Here is a 22,160-nt window from a genome sequence, read left to right on the forward strand (position 1 = left end):
GGGTGGTGGCGGGGGAGGCGGTGACCGTCAGCGGGTGTGGTAGTTCGGTGCCTCGACCGTCATCTGGATGTCGTGCGGGTGGCTCTCCTTCAACCCGGCGGCGGTGATCCGGATGAGTTGCCCCCGGCGGTGCAGCTCGGGAATGGTCTCGGCGCCGACGTAGCCCATCGCCAGCCGCAGTCCGCCGACGAGTTGGTGGGCGACCCGGGCCAGCGGGCCACGGTAGGGCACCTGGCCCTCGACGCCCTCCGGCACCAGCTTCTCCTCGCTGGCCACGTCGTCCTGGAAGTAGCGGTCCTTGGAGTACGACCGGGCCTGCCCACGCGACTGCATCGCGCCCAGCGACCCCATCCCCCGGTACGCCTTGAACTGCTTGCCGTTGATGAACATCAGCTCGCCGGGGCTCTCCTCGGAGCCGGCCAGCAGGCTGCCGAGCATCACCGTGTCGCCACCGGCCACCAGCGCCTTCGCGATGTCACCGGAGTATTGGATGCCGCCGTCGGCGATCACCGGTACCCCGGCCGGACGGGCGGCCCGGGCCGCCTCCATGATCGCGGTGATTTGCGGTACGCCGACCCCGGCGACGATCCGGGTGGTGCAGATGGCGCCCGGGCCGACCCCGACCTTGACCGCGTCGGCACCCGCCTCGACCAGCGCCCTGGCCCCCGCGTAGGTCGCCACGTTGCCGCCGATCACGTCGACGGCGGTGTCCTTCTTGAGCCGGCCGACCATGTCGAGCACGGCCCGCTGGTGCCCGTGCGCGGTGTCCACGATCAGCACGTCCACCCCGGCCTCGACCAGTGCCCGGGCCCGCTTGTAGGCGTCCTCGCCGACACCGACGGCGGCGGCCACCCGCAGCCGGCCGGCGTCGTCCTTGCTGGCGAGCGGGTACTGCTCGCTCTTGGCGAAGTCCTTGACGGTGATCAGGCCGCGCAGCCGCCCGTCCGGGTCGACGATCGGCAGCTTCTCGACCTTGTGCCGGCGCAGCAGGTCGAGCGCCTCCTCCTTGGTGACCCCGACCTGCGCGGTGACCAGCGGCATCGGGGTCATGATCTGGCGGACCGGGGTGCCGCCGTCGGTGACGAACCGCATGTCGCGGTTGGTCACGATCCCGACCAGAGTGCCCTGGGCGTCGGTCACCGGTACCCCGGAGATCCGGTAGCGGCCGCAGAGCGCGTCGACGTCCCGGAGGGTGTCGTCCGGCCCGCAGGTGACCGGGTTGGTGACCATGCCGGCCTCGGAGCGCTTCACCAGGTCGACCTGGAGCGCCTGGTCCTCGATCGAGAGGTTGCGGTGCAGCACCCCGATGCCGCCCTGCCGGGCCATCGCGATCGCCATTCGCGCCTCGGTCACCGTGTCCATCGGGCTGGAGACCAGCGGGATGGCGAGCTCGACGTTGCGGCTGAGCCGGGTGATGGTGTTCACCCGGCTCGGGATGATCTCGGACTCGCCGGGTTGCAGCAGCACGTCGTCGAAGGTCAACCCGAGCGGCACCACCCGGGCCGAACCGGCCGGCAGTTCGGGCAGGTGCCCGGCGAGCTGGTCGGCGTCGGTGGCCAGCGGAAGGTCGTTGGTGGGTCGGTTCTCCACGATGTGTCCCCTGCTGCTGTGGTTGACGGGTGCTCTGGTTGACGGTCGATGACGATCACCGCCGACGCGGCTGCGATCCTCGCCGACGCGGGTCGGTCGGCGCTGAGCTGGTCGGACAGGCTGCCCGGCGGCAGGGCGGTGTCGGGGCTCGCCCCGGGTACGGCGCGATGGTTCATCGTACCCATCCGGCGGGGCGGGCGTCGCGGGCGCGGGTAGAGCGGCGGTACAGGCCACAACGGGTGACCACGCCGGGCGGTGTTGGGACTACGGTGGAGGGGTGCACGAGGAGCCGATCGACCCGTTCAACGGTGACCCCGCCGATCCCTCCGCCGGCCTTGACGACCCGGGTGAGGAGACCGAACTCGACCCGCTCAGCGAGGTCGAGCGACAGGACGTGCTGGAGGACCTGGCCGACCTGGAGATCTACCAGGCGCTGCTGGGTCCGGTCGGGGTACGCGGCCTCGTGATCGAGTGTGAGGACTGCCGGGAACCGCACTACTTCGACTGGGACCTGCTCCGGGGCAACCTGCGGCACCTGCTCAGCTCCGGCCGGCCCCGGGTGCACGAGCCGGCCTACGACCCCGACCCGGACCACTACGTCACCTGGGAATACGCCCGCGGCTACGCCGACGGGGTGCACGACACCCTGACCGAGACCGCCGACGAGAACGAGGGCGAGGCCGAGGCCCCGCGCTGAGCGGGGGGACTATCCCGTCACCGAGGTCGTCGGGCCACGGCCCGCCGACGGGTGTCAGGCCACCAGGCCGGCCCGGAACCCGGCCGCCACGGCGTGCGCCCGGTCCCGGGCCCCTAGCTTGCGGAACAACCGCCGGGCGTGGGTCTTGACGGTGTCCTCGGAGACGAAGAGTTCCCGGCCGATCTCCGCGTTGCTCTTCCCGTCCGCCATCCCGACCAGCACCTGCATCTCGCGTTCGGTCAGCACCGGCCGGCGGACCGGAGCCGAGCGTCCGGCTCCGCCCGGGGCGTCGGCACCGCGCGACTCCTGGCCCGGCCCGCCCCCGCCGGGCCCGTCCTGGCCGGCCTTCTCCGACGGGTACGCCGGTTGCCCCGGTGCGGTACCGGCCGGCGTGGCCGGGTCGGTCGGCGCGTTCGGGTCGTCCCCACGCTGCGCCGGTACCACCGCCGGCCCGGTCGGCTGTTCTCCGGTCGTCTCGCCGGCGCCGGTGTGCGATTCCGGGTCGTCCCGCCGGCGTACCGCCGACTCGTCCCCCGGCGGACGACCGGCGCCCGGTGCGTCCCCGCCCGAACCCTCCCGGCCGGGTCCGGTCGGCGCGCGCACCACGCTGCCGAGCCGCTGGCCGGCCGCCGGCTGGCCGCCCGCGTCGCCGGGGCCACCTGTCCGGCCGGCACCGACCGGGCCACCCGCCTGACCGCCGCCGGCCAGCGCGCCGCCGGCCAGCGCGGCACCGCCCCGACCGGGCCGGCCGCCGAGCAGCAGGATCGCCTTTGCCACCACGCTGACCAGGTCGTGGTCGCTGCCCTGGATCAGCCCACGAGCGCCGGCCGCGATGGTCGCCGCGGCGACACCCGGGTCCTCGGCGCCGAGCAGCAGGATCGCCGCCCCGGGCGACCGGGCCAGTACCCGCCGGGTGAAGCCGACGCTGTCCGGGCGGGTGAGCGCGGTGTCCGCGAGCACCACGTCCGCCGGCCGCTCGGCGAGCCGGAGCATGGCCTCGGGGTCGGACACCGCGGTACGGACCGCGGCGGCCAACCCGAGCCGGGCTGCCGCCGCCGCGACGTTCTGGGCCGCGAGCGGGGTCCGGACGCAGACAAGAACGGTGCGCACGATGCTCTCCTCTCCGCAACGAGGAGACCACGCCGGTGAGTGATCATGATGACTTTCCCCGGGATGAACCACAAACTTTTTGGACGATTCGTCCCGCGGATCTGGTTCGGGGCCAGAAGTTCGCGATCAAGTACGTGTGAGCCGTCCGCGCCCGGGGTACCGGGACCCGTGGTCGGATCGGTGCGCCTGCGCGGCCCGCCGCCCGGATCCCGACCCGGAGCAGGTCATCGCGGTGCCGCGCGGAAGGAGGGTGCTGATGTCGAACGTACGCAGGCTGCCTGGACCCATCGTCGATCTGTGGGAGTGGCAGCGGCTTGGCGCCTGCCGGGGCCGGGACAGCGCCCAGTTCTTCCACCCGGAGGGCGAGCGGGGCTCGTCCCGCAACCGCCGGGAGGCCAGCGCCAAGGCGGTCTGCATGGCCTGCCCGGTCCGTGCCGAGTGCGCCGCTCACGCGCTCGCCGTACGCGAGCCGTACGGGGTGTGGGGTGGCTTCAGCGAGTCCGAACGGCTGCGGCTGCTCGCCGTCGGCTGGGAGGATCTCGCCGACCGTCGGCAGAGCCGGGTGGACGTCACCCGGCTGGAGGCTCGGCTCGGCCGGCCCTTCCGGTCGACGGTGCCGGCCCAGCGGTCGGCCTGACCCCCCGCACGACCGGGGTCCGGGCCGGTGATCGGCGCACCGGGGGTACTCAGGTCACGGTGACCCTGACGGTGTGCCAGCCGGTGGCGCCGTCCGGCTCGACCGGGCGGGACTGGCCGGTCTGCACCGCCCCGTCGGCGTCGGTCGCGCGCACCTGGAGGACGTGCTCGCCAGGGGTGGCGGGCCATCGCCAGGACCACTGCGTCCAGGTGTCGGTCGAGACCGATCCGGCCAGGGTGGCCGGCTGCCAGTCGCCGTCGTCGACGCGTACCTCCACCTGCCGGATCCCGACGTGCTGCGCCCAGGCCACCCCGGCGACGGTGACCTCGCCGGCCGGCACCGTCCGGCCCGTTCGTGGGATGTCGATCCGCGACTGGGTCTTGATCGGCCCCCGCGCCGACCAGCCCCGGGGCACCCAGTACGCGTCGAAGTCGGCGAAACTGGTCAGCTCCAGCTCCACCAGCCACTTGCAGGCCGAGACGTAGCCGTACAGGCCGGGCACCACCACCCGGACCGGAAAGCCGTGCTCGATCGGCAGCGGTTCGCCGTTCATCCCGACGGCCAGCATCGCGTCCCGGCCGTCGGTGAGCACCTCGGTCGGGCTGCCACAGGTCCAGCCGTCGGTGGAGCGCGCCACCACCTGGTCCGCTCCGGGCAACGGTCCCGCCTCGGCGAGCAGCGGCCCGAGCGGTACGCCGAGCCAGCGGGCGTTGCCGATCAGGTCGCCGCCGACCTCGTTGGAGACGCAGGCGAGAGTGATGTGCCGTTCGATCATCGGCCGGGCGAGCAGGTCGGCATAACTCAGCGTGATCGGGTTGCGCACCCGGCCGTGGATCCGCAACTGCCATCCGTCCGGGTCCACCCGTGGCACCACCAGTGCGGTGTCGATCCGGTAGAAGTCCCGGTTCGGCGTGACGTACGGCGACAACCCCGGCACCGCCAGCTCGGCGTTCGGCGGCACCTGCGCCGCCGGGCTGGCCGGTAGCGGCAGCTCGATGGCCGCGCGGGCGGCCGAGACACCCCGCCGGGTCGACAGCCAGCGCCCGCCGAAGCCGCCGACCCCGGCCGCGCCGACCGCCAGCCCGACCCCGGTCAGGAACCGCCGCCGGGCGTACTCGTCCGGGTACGCGGCAGCGGAGGGCGCCGTGCCGGCCGGCACCGGCCCGGTCGCCCCGGCCGGCTCGATCAGGGCTCGGCCGAGCGGGCCGGCGACGAAGAGCCGGAGCACGCCGGCCGCGAGTACGGCGCCGACCAGCGAGGGCAGCACCGCGACCGGACCGGCCCCGGGGCGGGTCAGCGCCGCCAGTACGCCGACCGCGCCGAAGAGGGCGATCCCGGCGTACCCGAGGGGCAGCGAGCGGACCGCGACCAGCCCGACCAGTGCGGCGAACCCGGCCAGCAGTACAGCGGTGCCGACCAGGAGTGCGATCTTGTCGTACACGTAGAAGACGTCGACGGCGAACCGCTTGAGCGGTGCGGGCGCCAGGTCCACCACCACGCCGCCGACCGCGACCAGCGGCGCGGAGCGCGCCCCGGTGAGCACCGCCACCGCCTCGGCCGCCCCGACCGCGACGGCCGCGGCGGCCAACCCGGCCAGCGCACCGAACCGGCGCGGCAGGCCGCCGTGCCGGCCCGGGACGGTCGGTGCTGGTCCGTTACCGCCCAGATCCGGGATCACCCTCATCCGACCAGTGTTGCCGGCCGGGGCCCGAGCGGGAAAGGCACGTCAGGGGTTCGTAATCCCGGTGCCGGCGAGCCCGCTCTGGCGCAGAAACGAAGATCCGCGTGAGCGGGGCGCCGGACGTGGAGACTCCCACGCCGGACCGCTCACGCGGATCTCGGTGTCACGACCGGGGTACGGATCAACGCGATCCGGGCCCGGACCGGTCAGAAGCCCGGACCGTGCTGGTGGCCGTGCCCGTGACCGTGGCCGTGCCCACCGGCGGCGGCCGGCTCGGCCTTCTCCGGCTTCTCCACGACCAGGCTCTCGGTGGTCAGCAGCAGCCCGGCGATCGACGCCGCGTTGGTGACCGCATTGCGGGTCACCTTCACCGGGTCGATGATGCCGGCCTTGGCCAGGTCCTTGTACTCGCCGGTGGCGGCGTCGAGGCCGTTGCCCCAGCCCTGCTCGGCGACCTTCTGCACCACCACGTAGCCGTCGTGGCCGGCGTTCTGGGCGATCCACCGCAGCGGCTCGACCAGCGCCTTGCGGACGATCGAGACGCCCACCTTCTCGTCACCGGTCAGGCCCAGGTCGCCGTCGAGCGCCGAGACGATCTGCACCAGCGCGGCGCCGCCGCCCGGTACGGTGCCCTCCTCGACCGCGGCCTTGGTCGCGGCGATGGCGTCCTCGATGCGGTGCTTGCGCTCTTTCATCTCGACCTCGGTCGCCGCACCGGCCTTGATCACCGCGATGCCGCCGGAGAGCTTCGCCAGCCGCTCCTGGAGCTTCTCGCGGTCCCAGTCGGAGTCGGACGCCTCGATCTCCTTGCGGATCTGGGTGATCCGCTCGGCGACGTCGTTGTCCCGGCCCCGGCCGTCGATCACAGTGGTGTTGTCCTTGTCGACCACCACGCGGCGGGCGCTGCCGAGCACCTCCAGGCCGACCGAGTCGAGCTTGTAGCCCAGCTCGGGAGCCACCACCTCGCCGCCGGTCAGGATCGCCATGTCCTGGAGCATCGCCTTGCGCCGGTCACCGAAGCCGGGCGCCTTCACCGCGCAGACCTTGACGGTCTTGCGGAGCGCGTTGACCACCAGGGTGGAGAGCGCCTGCCCCTCCACGTCCTCGGCGATGATCAGCAGCGGCTTCGCGGTCTGGAGGACCTTCTCCAGCAGCGGCAGCAGCTCCTCGATCGAGGAGATCTTCTGGGTGGTGATCAGGATGTACGGCTCGTCGAGCACCGCCTCCTGCGCCTCGGTGTCGGTGACGAAGTTCGGCGAGATGAAGCCCTTGTCGAACTGGAGGCCCTCGGTGACCTCCAGCTCGGTGGCCAGGGTCGAGCCCTCCTCGACGGTGATCACACCGTCCCGGCCGACCTTCTCCATCGCCTCGGCGATCAGGTCGCCGATGGTGGCGTCCTGGGCCGAGATGGTCGCCACGTGCGCGATCGACTCCCGGCTGCCCACCTCGACGGCCTTCTCCAGCAGCGCCGAGGAGATCTTCTCGGCCGCCAGGTCGATACCGCGCTTCAGCCCGGCCGGGCCGGCACCGGCCGCGACGTTACGCAGGCCCTCCCGGACCATCGCCTGGGCCAGCACGGTGGCGGTGGTGGTCCCGTCGCCGGCGACGTCGTTGGTCTTGGTCGCCACCTCCTTGACCAGCTGCGCGCCGAGGTTCTCGTACGGGTTGGTGAGCTCGATCTCCTTGGCGATGGTCACGCCGTCGTTGGTGATCGTCGGAGCACCGAACTTCTTGTCCAGGACGACGTTGCGCCCACGCGGGCCGAGAGTGACCTTGACCGTGTCCGCGAGCGTGTTGACACCGTGCTCCAGCAGGTGCCGGGCGTCATCCGAGAAGCTCAGAATCTTCGCCATTGTGTTAACAGGGTCCCTTCACGCAGCGCTGCCCCGGCCCGGCGGGGCCGGTCCGGGGCAGCGTCAGTGGATCAGTCAGATCACTTCTCGATGACGGCGAGGACGTCGCGGGCGGAGAGCACCAGGTACTCCTCGCCGGCGTACTTGACCTCGGTGCCGCCGTACTTCGAGTAGATGACCGTGTCGCCGACCTTGACGTCAACCGGGATCCGGTTGCCGTCGTCGTCGAAACGGCCGGGGCCGACAGCGAGGACGGTGCCCTCCTGCGGCTTCTCCTTGGCGGTGTCGGGAATCACGATGCCCGACGCCGTGGTCGTCTCAGCCTCGTTCGCCTGGACCAGGATCCGGTCCTCGAGCGGCTTGATCGCAACCTTGGTCGCGGTAGTCACGGGCATACCCTCCTGGGGTACTTGGTTTCTGTACCGGCCGGCGAGCCGACCAGCGTCAATCTGCCACATGCCACCGGGCGGGTCCGTCGTCGCGGGTGCCGGTCCGCCTGGCGTTCAGCTCCCGGACAACGGCCCGAAAGCTGGCACCCTCGGTTTGAGAGTGCTAACCGCAGGTTATGCCGACGGCTAGCACTCCGTCAAGGAGAGTGCCAACCCGACACGCCCTTCGGTGACTCTGGCCGGCACAATGCTCCGGTGGATGCCGAGCAGTTCGCCGCGCTGCGTACCCCGGAGGGGGAAACCGCGCTGGTCACCGCCGTGGGGCTGGCCGGCGGCGACCCGCTGGCCGCGGCGGCCGCGCTGCGCTCGGCCGGGGTGCCCGCCGGGCTGGCCGCCACCGCGCTGACCCAGGCCGAGCTGCGGCGCCGGGCGACCGCCAAGTTCGGCCCGAAGGCGGCCGGGATGTTCTTCACCCGGGCCGGGCTGGAACAGGCCACCCGGCCCGGGGTCGCGGCGCGCCGGGCCGCCCGGCTGCGCGCCGCCGGGGTACGCACCCTGGTCGATCTCGGCTGCGGCCTCGGCGCCGACGCGCTCGCCGCCGCCCGGGCCGGCATCCGGGTGTACGGCGTGGAGGCCGATCCGGTCACCGCGGCGATGGCCGCCGCGAACGCCGGAGCGGCCGGGGTGGCCGACCGGTTCACCGTGACCGTCGGCGACGCGACCCGGTTCGACCTCACCGCCGTCGACGAGCCGGTCGACGCGGTGTTCTGCGATCCGGCGCGGCGGACGGCCGGTACCGGCCGGCGGATCTTCGACCCGGCCGCCTACTCCCCACCCTGGGACTTTCTGCTCGGCCTGGCCGGCCGGGTCCCCCGGACGGTCTTCAAGGTCGCACCCGGGATCGACCACCGGCTGCTGCCGGCGGATGCCGAGGGCGAGTGGGTCAGCGTCGACGGCGACCTGGTCGAGGCGACCGTCTGGTCCGGCCCGCTCGCCGCCGCGCCCCGCCGGGCCACCCTGCTGGCCGGTACGGCGGTGCACGAACTGACCGGCGACGGCACCCGGCGGGCCCCGGTCGGCCCGGTCCGGCGCTACCTCTACGACCCGGACCCGGCGGTGGTCCGCGCGCACCTGGTCGCCGAGTTCGCCGGTACGGTCGGCGGCACGCTCGCCGACCCCGAGATCGCGTACGTCTACGCCGACGCCGCCCGACCCACCCCGTACGCCCGCTGCCTGGAGGTGGTCGAGTCGCTGCCCTTCTCGCTGAAGCGGCTGCGCGCCCGGCTGCGGGACCTCGACGTCGGGCGGGCGGAGATCCTGAAGCGGGGTTCCGCGCTGGAACCGGAGCGGCTCCGCCGCGACCTGCGGCTGGCCGGCAGTGAACCGATCAGCCTGGTGCTGACCCGGGTCGCCGACGCCCCCACGGTGCTGCTCTGCCGTCCGGTGCCGGCCCCGGAACCGGCCGCCTCGACCGGGTAGGGTGCGGATCATGGCGGGCAGGGGCACCCCGGCGACCGCGCTGCTGGCACGGCAGCGGGTCCCGCACACCCTGCACCCGTACCAGGTCGCGCCGGACACCCCGAACTACGGCGCCGAGGTGGCGGCGGCGCTGGGCGTACCGCCGGAGCGGGTCTTCAAGTCGCTGGTCGCCAGCGTCGACGGGGTGCTGACCGTGGCGGTGGTACCGGTCACCGGCGAACTCGACCTCAAGACGCTGGCGACGGCGGTCGGCGGCAAGCGGGCGTCGCTGGCCGACCGGACGCTGGCCGAGCGGACCACCGGCTACGTCCGGGGCGGGATCAGTCCGCTGGGTCAGCGCAAGGCGCTGCCCACCGTGGTCGACGCCTCGGCCGAGCGCTTCCCCACCATCTACGTCTCGGCGGGCCGCCGCGGGCTGCAACTCGAACTCGCCCCGGCCGACCTGATCCGGCTCACCTCCGCCACCACGGCACCGGTCGCCGCGCCCTGATCCCGGCCGGGCCGCGCCGGGTGTCCGGCGAGCCAGCCGCCACGAACGATCATTTCCGGCGTATCGCCGCTGGCCAATGCCGGGATGTCCGTCACGTTGCCGAATTGTTATCCGCAACAACAAACTCGTGACCTCGACGACCTTGCCCCGAACAGCCCTCGCGCAATACGTTGCCGGACACAACAAAAGTGAGGCGGGCGGTCGCCGCAGCCCACCAGAGACTCTGCCGGAGCGCGACCGGTGGAGCCGCTGGCGAGGCAGCCCAACGGGGGGAGGCCACCGGGCAGCACGGCGACCCGCTCGGGCGTACCACCGCTCCGACCCGAGACACCACACCCACCCCGAAAGGACCCGTGCAATGCGCAGAGGGATCCTCACCATCGCTGCCGTGGGCCTGCTGGCCACGGGCGGCCTCGCCGCGTGCGGCGACGATTCCGGCGGCGAAGGTGGCAGCACCGCCGAGCCGATGATCGGCGTCATCCTCCCGGACAGCGCCTCCTCGGTCCGCTGGGAGACCGCGGACCGCAAGTACCTGGAAGCGGCGTTCAACGCCGCCGGCGTCAAGCACACCATCCAGAACGCCCAGGGCGACAAGGCGCAGTTCCAGACCCTCGCCGACCAGATGATGACCGAGGGCGTCAACGTCCTGATGATCGTCAACCTGGACTCCGGCACCGGCAAGGCGGTGCTGGACAAGGCCAAGAGCCAGGGCGTGCTCACCATCGACTACGACCGGCTGACCCTGGGCGGCTCGGCCGAATACTACGTCAGCTTCGACAACGAGGGCGTCGGCAAGCTCCAGGGCGAGGGTCTGGTCAAGTGCCTGACCGACAAGGGCGCCCAGAAGCCGGTCATCGCCGAGCTGAACGGCTCGGAGACCGACAACAACGCCACGCTGTTCAAGAACGGCTACGACGGCGTACTCAAGCCCAAGTACGACTCCGGCGAGTACGTCAAGGGCCCGGACCAGTGGGTGCCCGCCTGGGACAACGCCCAGGCCGGCACCATCTTCGAGCAGATGATGACCCAGCAGAACGGCAAGATCGACGGCGTGCTGGCCGCGAACGACGGGCTGGGCAACGCGGTCATCTCCGTGCTGAAGCGGAACAAGCTCAACGGCAAGGTCCCGGTGACCGGCCAGGACGCCAGCGTGCAGGGCCTGCAGAACATCCTCGCCGGTGACCAGTGCATGACCGTCTACAAGGCGGTCAAGAAGGAGGCAGACGCGGCTGCGGAGCTGGCGATCGCGCTGGCCAAGGGCGAGAAGAAGGCCGCACCCACCACGGTGAAGGACCCGGAGGGCAACCGGGACGTGCCGGCGGTGCTGCTGGAGCCGAAGGCCATCTACAAGGAGAACGTGAAGGACGTCGTCACCGACGGCTACGTCAGCAAGGAAGAGCTCTGCACCGGTGCCTTCGCCGCCGCCTGCACCGAGGCCGGCATTAGCTGACCTGGAGCACGGCATCGGGCTCGACAGGCCCCGCCGAGACGCCGCCCGGTACGGAACCATCCGTACCGGGCGGCGTGCTCGCCACCAGAGAGACTGGACCGGACCCGTGATCGGACACCCCGCGATCGGTACCCGCCACCGGACACCCGCGTAAAGGAGACCAACCCGTGTCCGCGACACCCCTGCTGGAACTTCGCGGGATCGACAAGAGCTTCGGTCCCGTCCAGGTCCTCCGCGACGTCAACCTCTCGGTCAATCCCGGCGAGGTGACCGCGCTCGTCGGCGACAACGGCGCCGGCAAGTCCACCCTCGTCAAGTGCGTCGCCGGCATCTACTCGGCCGACGGCGGCGAGATCCTGTTCGAGGGCCGACCGGTGCACATCCACAACCCCCGGGACGCCGCCGCCCTCGGCATCGAGGTCGTCTACCAGGACCTCGCGCTCTGCGACAACCTCGACATCGTGCAGAACATGTTCCTCGGCCGGGAGAAGCGCAGCGGCCTCGTCCTGGACGAGCCGACCATGGAACAGATGGCCGCCGAGACGTTGGCCGGGCTCTCCGTCCGGACCGTGAAGTCGCTGCGGCAGCACGTCTCCAGCCTCTCCGGCGGGCAGCGGCAGACCGTGGCGATCGCCAAGGCCGTGCTCTGGAACAGCCGACTCGTCATCCTCGACGAGCCGACCGCCGCGCTCGGTGTGGCGCAGACCGCCCAGGTGCTCGAACTGGTCCGCCGGCTGGCCGACAACGGACTCGCCGTGGTGCTCATCTCGCACAACATGAACGATGTCTTCGCCGTCTCCGACCAGATCGCCATGCTCTACCTCGGCCAGATGGTGGCGCAGCTGCGGACCAGCGACGTCACGCACGCCCAGGTGGTCGAGCTGATCACCGCCGGGCGCAGCGGCGGCCTCGGGCTGACCGGCGAGAACGGCAGCGGTAACGGCCACGGCAAACACGACACCCCACCCAGCACCGAGACCACGAGCGCAGGAGCCGACAGATGAGCGCCGCCCCTCCCACCACCGTGGTGCCGCCGGTCGAGGTGCCGGCCGCGCCGGCGCCCACGGTCGGCAGCCACGTCCGGGACTATCTGGCCCGGGTACGCGGCGGCGACATGGGCGCGCTGCCGGCGGTACTCGGCCTGATCGTGCTCTGCGCCGTCTTCGCCGCGCTGCGCCCCAACTTCATGACCGAGGGGAACTTCGCCAACCTGTTCACCCAGGGCGCGGCGGTGATGCTGATCGCGATGGGGCTGGTCTTCGTCCTGCTGCTCGGCGAGATCGACCTCTCCGCCGGGTTCGCCAGTGGGGTCTGCGCCGCGGTACTCGCCCAGTTGGTCACCCTGCAGGGCTATCCCTGGTACGTCGCGGTCGCCGCCGCGCTCGTCACCGGAGTGGTGATCGGGCTGGTCATCGGTTTCCTGGTGGCCAAGGTCGGCATCCCGTCCTTCGTGGTCACCCTGGCCGCGTTCCTCGCTTTCCAGGGCATCGTGCTGCTGCTGATCAAGGGTGGCACCAACGTCTCGATCCGCGACGAGGTGCTGGTGGCGATCGCCAACCGGAACATGCCGCCGTGGCTCGGCTGGGCGCTGGCCCTGCTCGGCGTCGCCGGCTACGCGGTCGTGCAACTGCTGCGGCACCGCAACCGCGGCGCGCTCGGGCTGGTCACCGCACCGCTCGCCGTGGTGCTGATCCGGATCGGCTCGCTGGCGGTGCTCGCCGGCGCGGCGGTGTACCTGCTGAACCTGGAACGCAGCCGTAACGTGCTGGTCTCGCTCAAGGGCGTACCGATCGTGGTGCCGATCATCGCGATCCTGCTGGTCGTGCTCACCTTCGTACTGCAACGCACCGCGTACGGCCGGCACGTCTACGCGGTCGGCGGCAACCGGGAGGCGGCGCGGCGGGCCGGCATCAACGTGGACCGGATCCGGATCTCGGTCTTCGTGATCTGCTCCACGATGGCGGCGATCGGCGGGATCGTGGCGGCCAGCCGGGCCACCTCGGTCGACGCCAACACCGGGGGCAGTAAGGTCCTGCTCTACGCGGTCGGCGCGGCGGTGATCGGCGGCACCAGCCTCTTCGGCGGCAAGGGCCGGATCGTGGACGCCGTGCTCGGCGGCGCGGTGATCGCGGTCATCGACAACGGGATGGGGCTGCTCGGCCGCAGTTCCGGCTTCACCTTCGTGGTGACCGGACTGGTGCTGCTGCTGGCGGCCAGTGTGGACGCACTCTCCCGACGCCGGGCCGCCTCGACCGGTAATCGATAGGGGCACGATGCGCGCAGGGCCGAGCCAGGAGGAGATTCGCCGGCAGAATCTCGGCGCGCTGCTGCGTTACGTCCACATCCACGGAGCCACCTCGCGGGCGGAACTGACCACCTCGCTCGGGCTGAACCGGAGCACCATCGGCGCGCTCACCGCCGAACTGGCCGCGGCCGGCCTGGTCAGCGAACGGGCGCCCCGGGAGACCGGGCGGGCCGGACGGCCGTCACTGGTCGTCCGGCCCGAGTCGGGGCGGGTCTTCGCGTACGCGTACAGCATCGAGGTGGACCGGCTGCGGGCCGCCCGGATCGGGCTCGGCGGAGTGGTGCTGGACCGCCGGCAGGCCGAGCGGCCCCCCGGGCTGTCGGCGGTGGAGAGCCTGCCGCTGCTGGCCGGCTTCGTGAAGGAGATGCACCAGGCGGTACCGGCGGGCTCGGTCTACGTCGGCAGCGGCGTGGCGGTCTGCGGCCGGTTGCGCCGCCCGGACGGCGCGGTGCACGTCCGGGCGGAGAGCGCCGGCTGGGTCGGCGGCGGCGAGCTCGACAAGCCGCTGGCCGACGCGCTCGGTGAACTGCTGCCGCAGGAGCGCCCGGTGCTGGTCAGCAACGCCGCCGACGCGAGCGCGGTCGCCGAGCACGCCCGGGGCGCGGCCAACGGCTACGACGACGTCATCTACCTGCACCGGGACGTCGGCATCGATGCCGGGATCATCGTCGGCGGCCGGCGGCTGACCGGGCAGGGCGGCTACGCCGGGGAGGTCGGCCACATGGTGGTGAACCCCGGCGGAAGCCCGTGCGGCTGCGGCTCGTACGGCTGCTGGGAGACCGAGATCGGCGAGTACGCCCTGCTCCAGGCGGCCGGCCGGGACGACGCCGTGGGCCGGGAGGCCGCCCTGCGGGTGGTCGACGCGGCCGCCCGGGGTGACGCGAACGCGCAGGCGGCGGTCCGGCAGGTCGGCGACTGGCTCGGGTTCGGCGTGGCGAACCTGGTCAACATCTTCAACCCCGGAGTGGTCATCTTCGGCGGCACCCTCCGGGACGTCTACCTCGCGGCGGCAGCCCGGGTGCGCAGCCGGCTCAACTCGCTGGCCCTGCCCACCCCGCGCGAGCAGGTGCGACTGCGTACCCCGCAGTTGGGCGAGGACGCCGCGCTGGTCGGCGCCGCCGAGCTGGCCTTCGAGCACCTGCTCGCCGACCCGCTCGACGCGGGCTGACCGGGCACCGGGCGTACGCTGTCCGACGTGGACGGGCAACTGCGGGCCTCCGACTCGGATCGGCAACGGGTGGTCGCCGACCTGCAACGGCACACCGAGCAGGGCCGGTTGAGCCTGGACGAGTTCTCCGAGCGGGTCGGCGCGGTCTACACCGCGCGTACCCTCGGGGAGCTGGCCACCGTCACCCGGGACCTGCCGGCGGCCCCGGCCGACACCGAGCCGGCCGGGGGCGGCAGCACCGGTGCCCGGCGGGAGCTGCTGATCGTCTTCGCCGTCGCCGTCGCCACCCTGCTCCTGCTGGTGGTCTTCATGGCGGTCACCCGCGGATTGAACGCCGGCCCGATCGGCACCGCCACCTCGGCCAGTGCCGGCGCTTTGTCCGGTTAAGCGGCACGACGTGGCGTTTCGTACCGCCGGCCGGCCCACCGAAGGCGTTCTTTCACACATGCGGTCGCGGTGATCGATGATGCACCCTTGGATAGCCCCGGTTGGTTCGGGTTTGTCAACTTGGTTCGGTCATTGGAGAAGGCTGGCATGAGCACGTTCGAGATCTGCGTCGACAGCGTCGAGGGGACGCTGGCGGCGGAGCGGGCCGGCGCCGACCGGGTGGAACTCTGCGCGGGGTTGTTCGAGGGCGGGTTGACCCCCAGCATCGGCACCATCGAGCTGGCCCTGCGGCACGCGGAGCGGATCCGGGTGCACGTGCTGGTACGCCCCCGGGGCGGGGACTTCATCTACTCCCCGTACGAGGTCGACGCGATGGTCCGCGACGTGCAGGCCGCGGTGACGGTGGGCGCGCACGGGGTCGTGATCGGTGCGCTGACCCCGGAGGGCGACGTCGACGTACCCACCATGCGACGGCTGCTCGCGGCGGCCGACGGCGCGAGCGTCACCTTCCACCGGGCGTTCGACATGGTCCGGGACCCGTTCGAGGCGCTGGAGCAACTGATCGAGCTGGGCATCCCCCGGGTGCTCACCTCCGGTCAGGAGGAGACCGCGCTGGCCGGCGCTCCGCTCATCGCCGACCTGGTCGGCAAGGCCACCGGCCGGATCGCGGTGATGGCCGGCGGCGGGGTCAACGAGCGGAACATCGCCCGGATCGTCGCCGCCACCGGCGCGGACGAATACCACTTCACCGCACGGGTCAGCTCGGACGGGCCGGCGATCCACCGCAACCCGGCACCGCGGATGGGTGGGGTGTTGAGCCGCCCCGAGTACCAGCGCTCGGAGACCTCGCCGGAGCGGATCGGTCGGATCATCGGCGCGGTGCGCCGGTAACCTCCGGCCCGGTCGGCGCTGTCGCCGGCTCGGACGGTGTCCCAACGGGCGGTGTCGGCGCCTCGGCGGGCGTCTCGGCGGGCGGTGTCGGTGGCCGGTCGAGTTCGCGCCAGACCGGCATCACGAACGGCAGCAGCGTCACCAGCAGGTACGCGCCCGCGAACACCAGACAGGCGGCCGGCAGCCGCAACTCCTGTACGGCCAGCCCGCCGAGCAGCCCGCCGAGCGGGATGCCGGCCCAGGCCGCCGCGTGCGTCAGCCCGAGCACCCGGGCCCGGAGCCGCTCGGGAATCCGTTCGAAGCTGACCGCGCCCAGGATCGGGTTGATCGCCGCGACGGAGATTCCGGCGACGAACGAGACCAGATAGATCACCCAGAGTCGGTCCAGCAGCGCGAGCGCGACGAACCGGGGTGCCCCGGCGAGCAGGAAGCCGACCGCGAAGACGGTGAACCGCGGCACCCGGTGCGCCACGACGGTGAAGACGACGTTGCCGAGCACCGCCCCCAGCGCGAAGCTCGCCGCGAGCAGGCCGAGCGCCGTCGACGACCGGACCACCTCGCTGGCCCAGACCGGGGTGAGCACCGCCGTGTACGCCGCGTCGGCCAGGTTGGTGACCAGCAGCATCAACAGGATGCCGTGTACGAGTCGGTCGTGGCGCAGATAGCGCAGACCGGCCCGGAGCGCGACCAGGTATTGCTCCCGGCCCGCCGTGGCGCCGTCCCCGGCTGGCGCGGGCGCCACTGTGCGGAGTCGTTTCGGCACGGCGAGGGCTACCAGAAGCGCCCCGACCAGGAAGGTGCCCGCATCCAGGAGCAGCACCAGCGGGGCGTCGAGCACGGCGATGAGCAGCCCGGCCAGCGACGCGCCGAGCAGCGTGGCGAGCCGGCTGAGCCCGTCGTGCACGCTGGTGGCCCGGGTCATCGGGGTGCCCGCCGCCGCCACGGTCTCCGGGAAGACCACCCGTTTGGCGGTGTCGCCCAGCCCGCGCAGCAACCCGGCCATCGCGACCAGGCCGATGAGTGTGCCGAACCGGAGCAGACCGGCCAGGTGCAGCAGCGGGACGGTGGCCACCGCCGCCGCGCTGCCCAGGTCGGCGACGATGCTGGTCCGGCGGGCACCCACTCGGTCGATCAGCGGCCCGCCGAGGGCGCAGGCCAGCACGTACGGAAGCATCTCGGCGAACGCGACCACGCCGGTCCGGGCGGCGCTGCCGGTGACCACGAGGGTGAACCAGGGCAGCGCCACCATGCTCATCCGGCTGCCGACCAGGGAGACTCCCTCGGCGACCAGCAGCCCGACCAGTGGTCGGCGATCCGGGCCCATCAGCCCGCCTCCCCCGGCCGATCGCCCTCCGCCAGCTGATCGCCCTCCGCCGGCCGATCGCCGCCGCGCCGGACGAACGGCATCAACTGGGCCTGCACCACGAACGGCTCGGCGTCGTCCGGTGCCGTCACGCCGGGCTCGTCCCGCCGGTACCGCCCGATCAGCTCGGTCAGCGCGTCGGAGAACTCCCGCGCCTCGGTCGGGGTCAGCCGGAGCTGCCAGTTGCTCAGGGTGGACGCCTGCCCCCACTCCTCCGGCAGGCTGAGCAGCTCGTTCAACCACCGGTCGACCCGCTCCGCGTAGAGCGCGGCGACGGACCGCAGGTACGTCTCGACGTCGGGGAGGGCGTCCCGGCCGACCTCGTTGTCGAGCCGGGTGTTCCGGTGCGCGGCCCGCCACCACCGCTCGCGGCCGGCGCCGCGCCCGGCCTCCTCGACCACGAAGCCGTACTGCGCGAGTTGTCGCAGGTGGTAGCTGGTGGCGCCGGTGGACTGACCGAGCCGCTCGGCGAGCAGGGTTGCCGTGGCGGGCCCGTGCTCGCGCAGCGTGTTGAGCATCCGGACCCGAAGCGGGTGGGCAAGACCGCGCAGCGAGGTCGGGTTCAGTCTGACTTCGTCCCTAGACATGTTTGCAACGCTATTCTTGCAAAGAACTCTTTGCAAGGGTTCTCGGCCGGTCGACCGGGCCATAGCCGTTCGGGAGACTGTCGAGCTGGGTGCACAAACGGGGCGGCGGACGGATGCTCGACCTCGGCCGCCCGTCAGCCGGACGGCTGCACAAGCGGGGCAGCTCGACAGTCTGCGGCGCACAACTGTCCGGCTCGGCCGACAACCCCTGGGAGCACAAATGGGACAGCTCGACAGCCCGCCCGGGACAGTGCCGTCCGGCTCGGCCGGCAACCCCCGGGACCACAAACGGGGCACCTCGACAGCCCGCCCGGGACAGTGCCGTCAGTCAGGCGCAAGACGGACCCCGCGCGACCCGAGACCGAGAGGCGCCGCCCAGGCGGAGACGCCGCTCAGGCTCGACGCGGGTCAGGACCGGTCGCCGTGCCAGGAGCGCCAGAGCACGGCGTACGAGCCGTCGGCGGCGACCAGCTCGGCGTGTGGGCCCAGCTCGGTGATCCGGCCGTCCTCCACCACGGCGACCCGGTCGGCATCGTGTGCGGAGTGCAGCCGGTGTGCGATCGCGATCACCGTACGGCCGCGCAGCACCGCGGCCAACGAACGCTCCAGGTGCCGGGCCGCTCGGGGGTCGAGCAGTGAGGTGGCCTCGTCGAGTACCAGGGTGTGCGGGTCGGCGAGGATCAGCCGGGCGAGCGCAAGCTGCTGGGCCTGGGCGGCGGAAAGCGGTTGGCCGCCCGCACCGACCTCGGTGTCCAGCCCGGCGGGAAGCTGCTCCGCCCAGTCCAGCGCGTCGACGGTGGCGAGCGCCGCGCGTACCCGGTCGTCGGTCGCATCCGGCCGGACCATGGTGAGGTTGTCGCGCAGCGTACCGAGGAAGACGTGGTGTTCCTGGGTGACCAGCGCGACCTCGGTGCGGAGGTCGGCCAGCGGCAGGTCGGCGAGCGGAACGCCGCCGACGGTAACCGAGCCGTGCCCCGGCCGGTGGATCCCGGCGAGCAGCCGGCCCAGCGTCGACTTGCCGGCCCCGGACGGGCCCACCATCGCCAGCCGCTCGCCCGGGGCCAGGCTCAGGGTCACGCCGTGCAGCACGTCCCGCCCCGGCTGGTAGGCGTACCGGACGTCCCGGGCGACCAACCGCTGGTCCGCCGGCCGGGCCACCGGCTCGGCGGCGGGAGCGTCGTCGGGGCGCCGGGCCACCCCGAGCAGCCGGGCCAGCGATGCCCCGCCGACCTGCACCTCGTCCAGCCAGGAGAGCAGCCGGTCGATCGGATCCATCAACTGCTGGACGTAGAGGGTGGCGGCGGTGACCTGGCCGAGCGTCACCCAGCCCTCGATGTAGAACCAGCCGCCGAGGACCAGGGTCGCGACGACCGGCAGCACGTAGCCGGTCTCGGCCAGCGGAAAGAAGACGGTACGCAGGAAGAGGGTATAGCGCTCGGCCGCGTACGACCGGCCGATGTCGGCGTCGGTGCGGGCCCGGCGCCGCGCCTGCTGCCGGAGCGCCTCGGTGGTCCGCGACCCCTCCACCGTCTCGCTGATCCCGTCGGTGATGTCGGAATAGGCGGCGTTCTCCGCGAGATAGCCGGGGGTGGCCCGGCGCAGATACCAGCGGGTGGCCAGCGCCAGGATCGGCACCGCGACCAGGGCGGGCAGCATCAGCAGCGGGTCGGTCAGTAGCACCGCGCCGATCACGGCGACCGCCGTCACGACCGCGATCAGCGTCTCCGGCACGGCGAACCGGACCGACCGGGACAGCGCGGCGACGTCCCGGCTGCTCCGGGTCAGCAGGTCACCGGTGCCGGCCCGCTCCACGGTAGACAGTGGGATGGCCAGGATCCGGTCGACGAACTCCTCCCGCAGCTCGGCGAGGACCCGTTCACCGAGCCGGGCCGAGGCGAAGTGGGCGAACCGGATCAGCACCGCCTGTGCCACCACGAACCCGGCGATCGCCAGCGCGACCCGGTCCACCGTCACCGTGCTGGTGCCTTCGGAGATCGCCTCGACCAGGTCACCGATCAGCCGTGGCGCGGCCAGCCCGGTGATCGCGGCCAACGCGTGCAGCGCGAGCGCGCCGGCCAGTGCCCGGGGATGCCGCCGGAGCAGGCTGCGCGCGTACCGTCGCACCTGCGCCGCGTCGGCGACCGGCAGCGCGTTGCGCTCGCTCATCTCAGTCCTCCTCCTCGGCCCGGGTCACGACGGCGGCGTAGCGCGGCTCGCTGTCGAGCAGGTCGCGGTGCCCGCCCTCGGCCACCGCCTTGCCGTCGGAGACGAAGACCACGTGGTCGGCCCGATCCAGCACCAGCGGGCTGGTGGTACAGACCAGGGTGGTCCGGCCCCGCCGGGCCGGGCCGAGCCGGTCGGCGATCCGCGCCTCGGTGTGCGCGTCCACCGCGCTGGTCGGCTCGACCAGGATCAGAATCTCCGGGTCGGCGACCAACGCCCGGACCAGCCGCAACCGCTGCTGCTGGCCGCCGGAGAACTCCCGGCCCCGCTCGGCGACCCGGCCGGCGAGCCCGTCCGGCAGCGCCGCCACGATGTCGGTGGCGCTGGCCGCGTCCAGCGCCGCGGCGATTGTCGCCTCGTCGGCCCGGTCGTGCGGGTCCAGCTCCGCCCGGAGCGGGCCGGAGAAGAGCCGTGCGTCGTTGTCGGCCACCAGGATCCGGCGCCGGACCGTGGCCAGCGCCAGCTTCCGCAGGGGTACGCCGCGCAGCGTCGCCTCGCTGTCGACGTACCGGCCGAGCCGGTCGGCGATGGCGACCGCGTCCACCGGCGCGGCGGCGGCGAGCGCGGTCAGCCGACCGGGTCGCACCGTCACACCGGACTCGACGTCGACCAGCTCGCCGGGGCCGTCGGGCAGCTCGACGGGGTGCTCCGGATCGGTCACGTCCGGTCGCAGGTCGAGCATCGACACCACCCTGCGGGCCGAGACGTGCCCCCGGGTGATCTGGTCGATCAGCTCGGTCAGCGTCCGCAGCGGACCGATCAGGAAGACGGTGTAGCCGTAGAAGGAGACGAGCTGCCCGACGCTGATCTCGCCACGGAGGGCGAACCGGGCGCCGAGCCAGGTCACCAGCACCAGGAAGATGCCGGGCATCAGGAGCTGGGTGGCCTCCAGCAGCGCCTCCACCCGGGCCACCCGTACGCCGCCGTGCCGCAGCGCCTGCGACTCGGCCCGGTAGCGCGCCGAGAAGACCGACTCCCCGCCCACGCCGCGCAGCACCCGCAGCCCGGCGACGATGTCGCTGGCCCGGGTGGTCAGGGTCGCCTGCTGGTCCCGGTACGCCTCCTGACGCCGGTGCAGTGGCCGGATCAGCACCGCGACGACCGCCATCAGCAGCGGTACGCCGAGCACCACCACCAGGCCGAGCGGCACCGAGGTGGCGAGCAGGATCGCGGTGATGGTGAGCACCGCGAAGAACGAACCGGTGCCCCGGGAGAGGATGTCGAGCGCCCCGCCGATGTGGTTGATGTCGGCGGTGCCGATGCTGACCACCTCACCGGTGGCGAGCCGCTTGGGCAGGGTCGCGCCGAGCCGGTTGGCGTGGTCGACGGTGAGCTGCACCGTCCGGTACGCCCCGGCCAGCCAGTTGAAGCTGGCGAACCGGTGCCGGACGATCCCGACGATCGCCTGCACGATGCCGAGCGCGAGCAGCACCAGGCCCCAGCGCAGCAGCGCGTCCGTGTCCCGGGCGACCAGCCCGGCGTCGATCGCCCTGCCCAGCGCGGCCGGCATCAACGCCTGGCCGACGAAGGAGATCACGGCCAGCACCATGCCCCCGGCGAGGGTGGGCCAGATCCGAGCGGCGAGCCAGAGCAGGAATCTGGTCGCCGAGCGCTGGTCCGGCACGCCGGGATCGGGTACGGGTAGCGGGCGCATCGCGGTGACGGTATGGAACCAATCGCCACGATCGCCACAGGTTTTCCGCAGGTCCCCTGACCAGAGGTAGCTGGACCACCACCTCCCGTGATGGTTCTTTACCCCAGATTCGATCGGCCCTCCCGAGGCCTGACCCCGCGACCGTGCCTGATGCCGGTCGCCGGGAGCAACGGTTCCCACCCACCCGATGCGCGAAAGGTCGAGTC

At 72.6% G+C, this 22,160-nt stretch carries 19 protein-coding genes; 10 read left to right on the forward strand and 9 right to left on the reverse strand.

The genetic code is table 11. The features are described from left to right. Positions 1–27: 27 nt before the first annotated feature. On the reverse strand, positions 28–1,590 hold the full coding sequence (gene guaB, locus R6Y94_RS11825) for an IMP dehydrogenase (protein ID WP_412102741.1): 1,563 nt from the start codon (positions 1,588–1,590) through the stop codon (positions 28–30). A gap of 277 nt (positions 1,591–1,867) precedes the next feature. On the opposite strand from guaB, the gene R6Y94_RS11830 reads away from it, so the two are divergent. Further along, complete coding sequence (locus R6Y94_RS11830; protein ID WP_318395870.1) at positions 1,868–2,287, forward strand: DUF5319 domain-containing protein; 420 nt, start codon at positions 1,868–1,870, stop codon at positions 2,285–2,287. Between the two features lie 54 nt (positions 2,288–2,341). On the opposite strand, the gene R6Y94_RS11835 is transcribed toward R6Y94_RS11830, so the two are convergent. Further along, positions 2,342–3,397, reverse strand: a complete 1,056-nt coding sequence (locus tag R6Y94_RS11835) for a helix-turn-helix domain-containing protein (RefSeq protein WP_412102742.1) — start codon at positions 3,395–3,397, stop codon at positions 2,342–2,344. Positions 3,398–3,653: 256 nt separating this feature from the next. Here R6Y94_RS11835 and R6Y94_RS11845 point away from each other — a divergent pair, with 256 nt between their 5' ends. Beyond that, on the forward strand, positions 3,654–4,034 hold the full coding sequence (locus R6Y94_RS11845) for a WhiB family transcriptional regulator (RefSeq protein ID WP_318395871.1): 381 nt from the start codon (positions 3,654–3,656) through the stop codon (positions 4,032–4,034). Positions 4,035–4,083: 49 nt separating this feature from the next. Here R6Y94_RS11845 and R6Y94_RS11850 read toward each other — a convergent pair whose 3' ends face one another. The 3 genes from R6Y94_RS11850 to groES all read right to left on the reverse strand — a co-directional run bounded on the left by R6Y94_RS11850 (position 4,084) and on the right by groES (position 7,963). Continuing rightward, on the reverse strand, positions 4,084–5,718 hold the full coding sequence (locus tag R6Y94_RS11850; RefSeq protein ID WP_318395872.1) for a molybdopterin-dependent oxidoreductase: 1,635 nt from the start codon (positions 5,716–5,718) through the stop codon (positions 4,084–4,086). Between the two features lie 203 nt (positions 5,719–5,921). Further along, on the reverse strand, positions 5,922–7,568 hold the full coding sequence (gene groL / locus R6Y94_RS11855) for a chaperonin GroEL (RefSeq protein WP_318395873.1): 1,647 nt from the start codon (positions 7,566–7,568) through the stop codon (positions 5,922–5,924). A gap of 80 nt (positions 7,569–7,648) precedes the next feature. Further along, positions 7,649–7,963, reverse strand: a complete 315-nt coding sequence (gene groES, locus R6Y94_RS11860) for a co-chaperone GroES (RefSeq protein ID WP_199187625.1) — start codon at positions 7,961–7,963, stop codon at positions 7,649–7,651. A gap of 249 nt (positions 7,964–8,212) precedes the next feature. Here groES and R6Y94_RS11865 point away from each other — a divergent pair, with 249 nt between their 5' ends. The 8 genes from R6Y94_RS11865 to R6Y94_RS11900 all read left to right on the forward strand — a co-directional run bounded on the left by R6Y94_RS11865 (position 8,213) and on the right by R6Y94_RS11900 (position 16,127). Then, positions 8,213–9,436: a THUMP-like domain-containing protein gene (locus R6Y94_RS11865; RefSeq protein WP_318395874.1), complete on the forward strand. Its 1,224-nt coding sequence runs from the start codon at positions 8,213–8,215 to the stop codon at positions 9,434–9,436. Positions 9,437–9,446: 10 nt separating this feature from the next. Beyond that, a complete protein-coding gene (ybaK, locus tag R6Y94_RS11870) occupies positions 9,447–9,926 on the forward strand; it encodes a Cys-tRNA(Pro) deacylase (protein WP_318395875.1) in 480 nt (159 codons plus the stop codon). Between the two features lie 358 nt (positions 9,927–10,284). After that, positions 10,285–11,376 carry a sugar ABC transporter substrate-binding protein gene (locus R6Y94_RS11875; protein ID WP_318395876.1) on the forward strand — a complete coding sequence of 364 codons (1,092 nt, stop codon included), beginning with the start codon at positions 10,285–10,287 and terminating at the stop codon, positions 11,374–11,376. Between the two features lie 167 nt (positions 11,377–11,543). Next, complete coding sequence (locus R6Y94_RS11880; protein ID WP_318395877.1) at positions 11,544–12,380, forward strand: ATP-binding cassette domain-containing protein; 837 nt, start codon at positions 11,544–11,546, stop codon at positions 12,378–12,380. Next, positions 12,377–13,642 carry an ABC transporter permease subunit gene (locus R6Y94_RS11885; RefSeq protein WP_318395878.1) on the forward strand — a complete coding sequence of 422 codons (1,266 nt, stop codon included), beginning with the start codon at positions 12,377–12,379 and terminating at the stop codon, positions 13,640–13,642. The genes R6Y94_RS11880 and R6Y94_RS11885 overlap by 4 nt, the downstream gene beginning before the upstream one ends. A gap of 7 nt (positions 13,643–13,649) precedes the next feature. Beyond that, positions 13,650–14,849: an ROK family transcriptional regulator gene (locus R6Y94_RS11890; RefSeq protein ID WP_318395879.1), complete on the forward strand. Its 1,200-nt coding sequence runs from the start codon at positions 13,650–13,652 to the stop codon at positions 14,847–14,849. A gap of 27 nt (positions 14,850–14,876) precedes the next feature. Further along, positions 14,877–15,236, forward strand: a complete 360-nt coding sequence (locus R6Y94_RS11895; protein WP_318395880.1) for a DUF1707 domain-containing protein — start codon at positions 14,877–14,879, stop codon at positions 15,234–15,236. A gap of 147 nt (positions 15,237–15,383) precedes the next feature. After that, positions 15,384–16,127, forward strand: coding sequence for a copper homeostasis protein CutC (locus R6Y94_RS11900; RefSeq protein ID WP_318395881.1), 744 nt, complete (start codon positions 15,384–15,386; stop codon positions 16,125–16,127). On the opposite strand, the gene R6Y94_RS11905 is transcribed toward R6Y94_RS11900, so the two are convergent. From R6Y94_RS11905 to R6Y94_RS11920, 4 genes are all read right to left on the reverse strand, one after another. Then, positions 16,105–17,451 (reverse strand): MFS transporter, encoded by a 1,347-nt coding sequence (locus R6Y94_RS11905; protein ID WP_318395882.1) that lies wholly within the window; start codon positions 17,449–17,451, stop codon positions 16,105–16,107. The genes R6Y94_RS11900 and R6Y94_RS11905 overlap by 23 nt on opposite strands. Next, entirely contained in the window at positions 17,451–18,077 is a 627-nt protein-coding gene (locus tag R6Y94_RS11910; protein ID WP_318395883.1) for a winged helix-turn-helix domain-containing protein, read from the reverse strand. The genes R6Y94_RS11905 and R6Y94_RS11910 overlap by 1 nt, the downstream gene beginning before the upstream one ends. 408 nt (positions 18,078–18,485) lie before the next feature. After that, complete coding sequence (locus R6Y94_RS11915; protein ID WP_318395884.1) at positions 18,486–20,243, reverse strand: ABC transporter ATP-binding protein; 1,758 nt, start codon at positions 20,241–20,243, stop codon at positions 18,486–18,488. A gap of 1 nt (position 20,244) precedes the next feature. Beyond that, positions 20,245–21,954: an ABC transporter ATP-binding protein gene (locus R6Y94_RS11920; RefSeq protein ID WP_318395885.1), complete on the reverse strand. Its 1,710-nt coding sequence runs from the start codon at positions 21,952–21,954 to the stop codon at positions 20,245–20,247. Between the last annotated feature and the right edge of the window lie 206 nt (positions 21,955–22,160).

Source organism: Plantactinospora sp. KLBMP9567 (assembly GCF_033446045.1).
Taxonomy (GTDB): Bacteria; Actinomycetota; Actinomycetes; order Mycobacteriales; family Micromonosporaceae; genus Plantactinospora.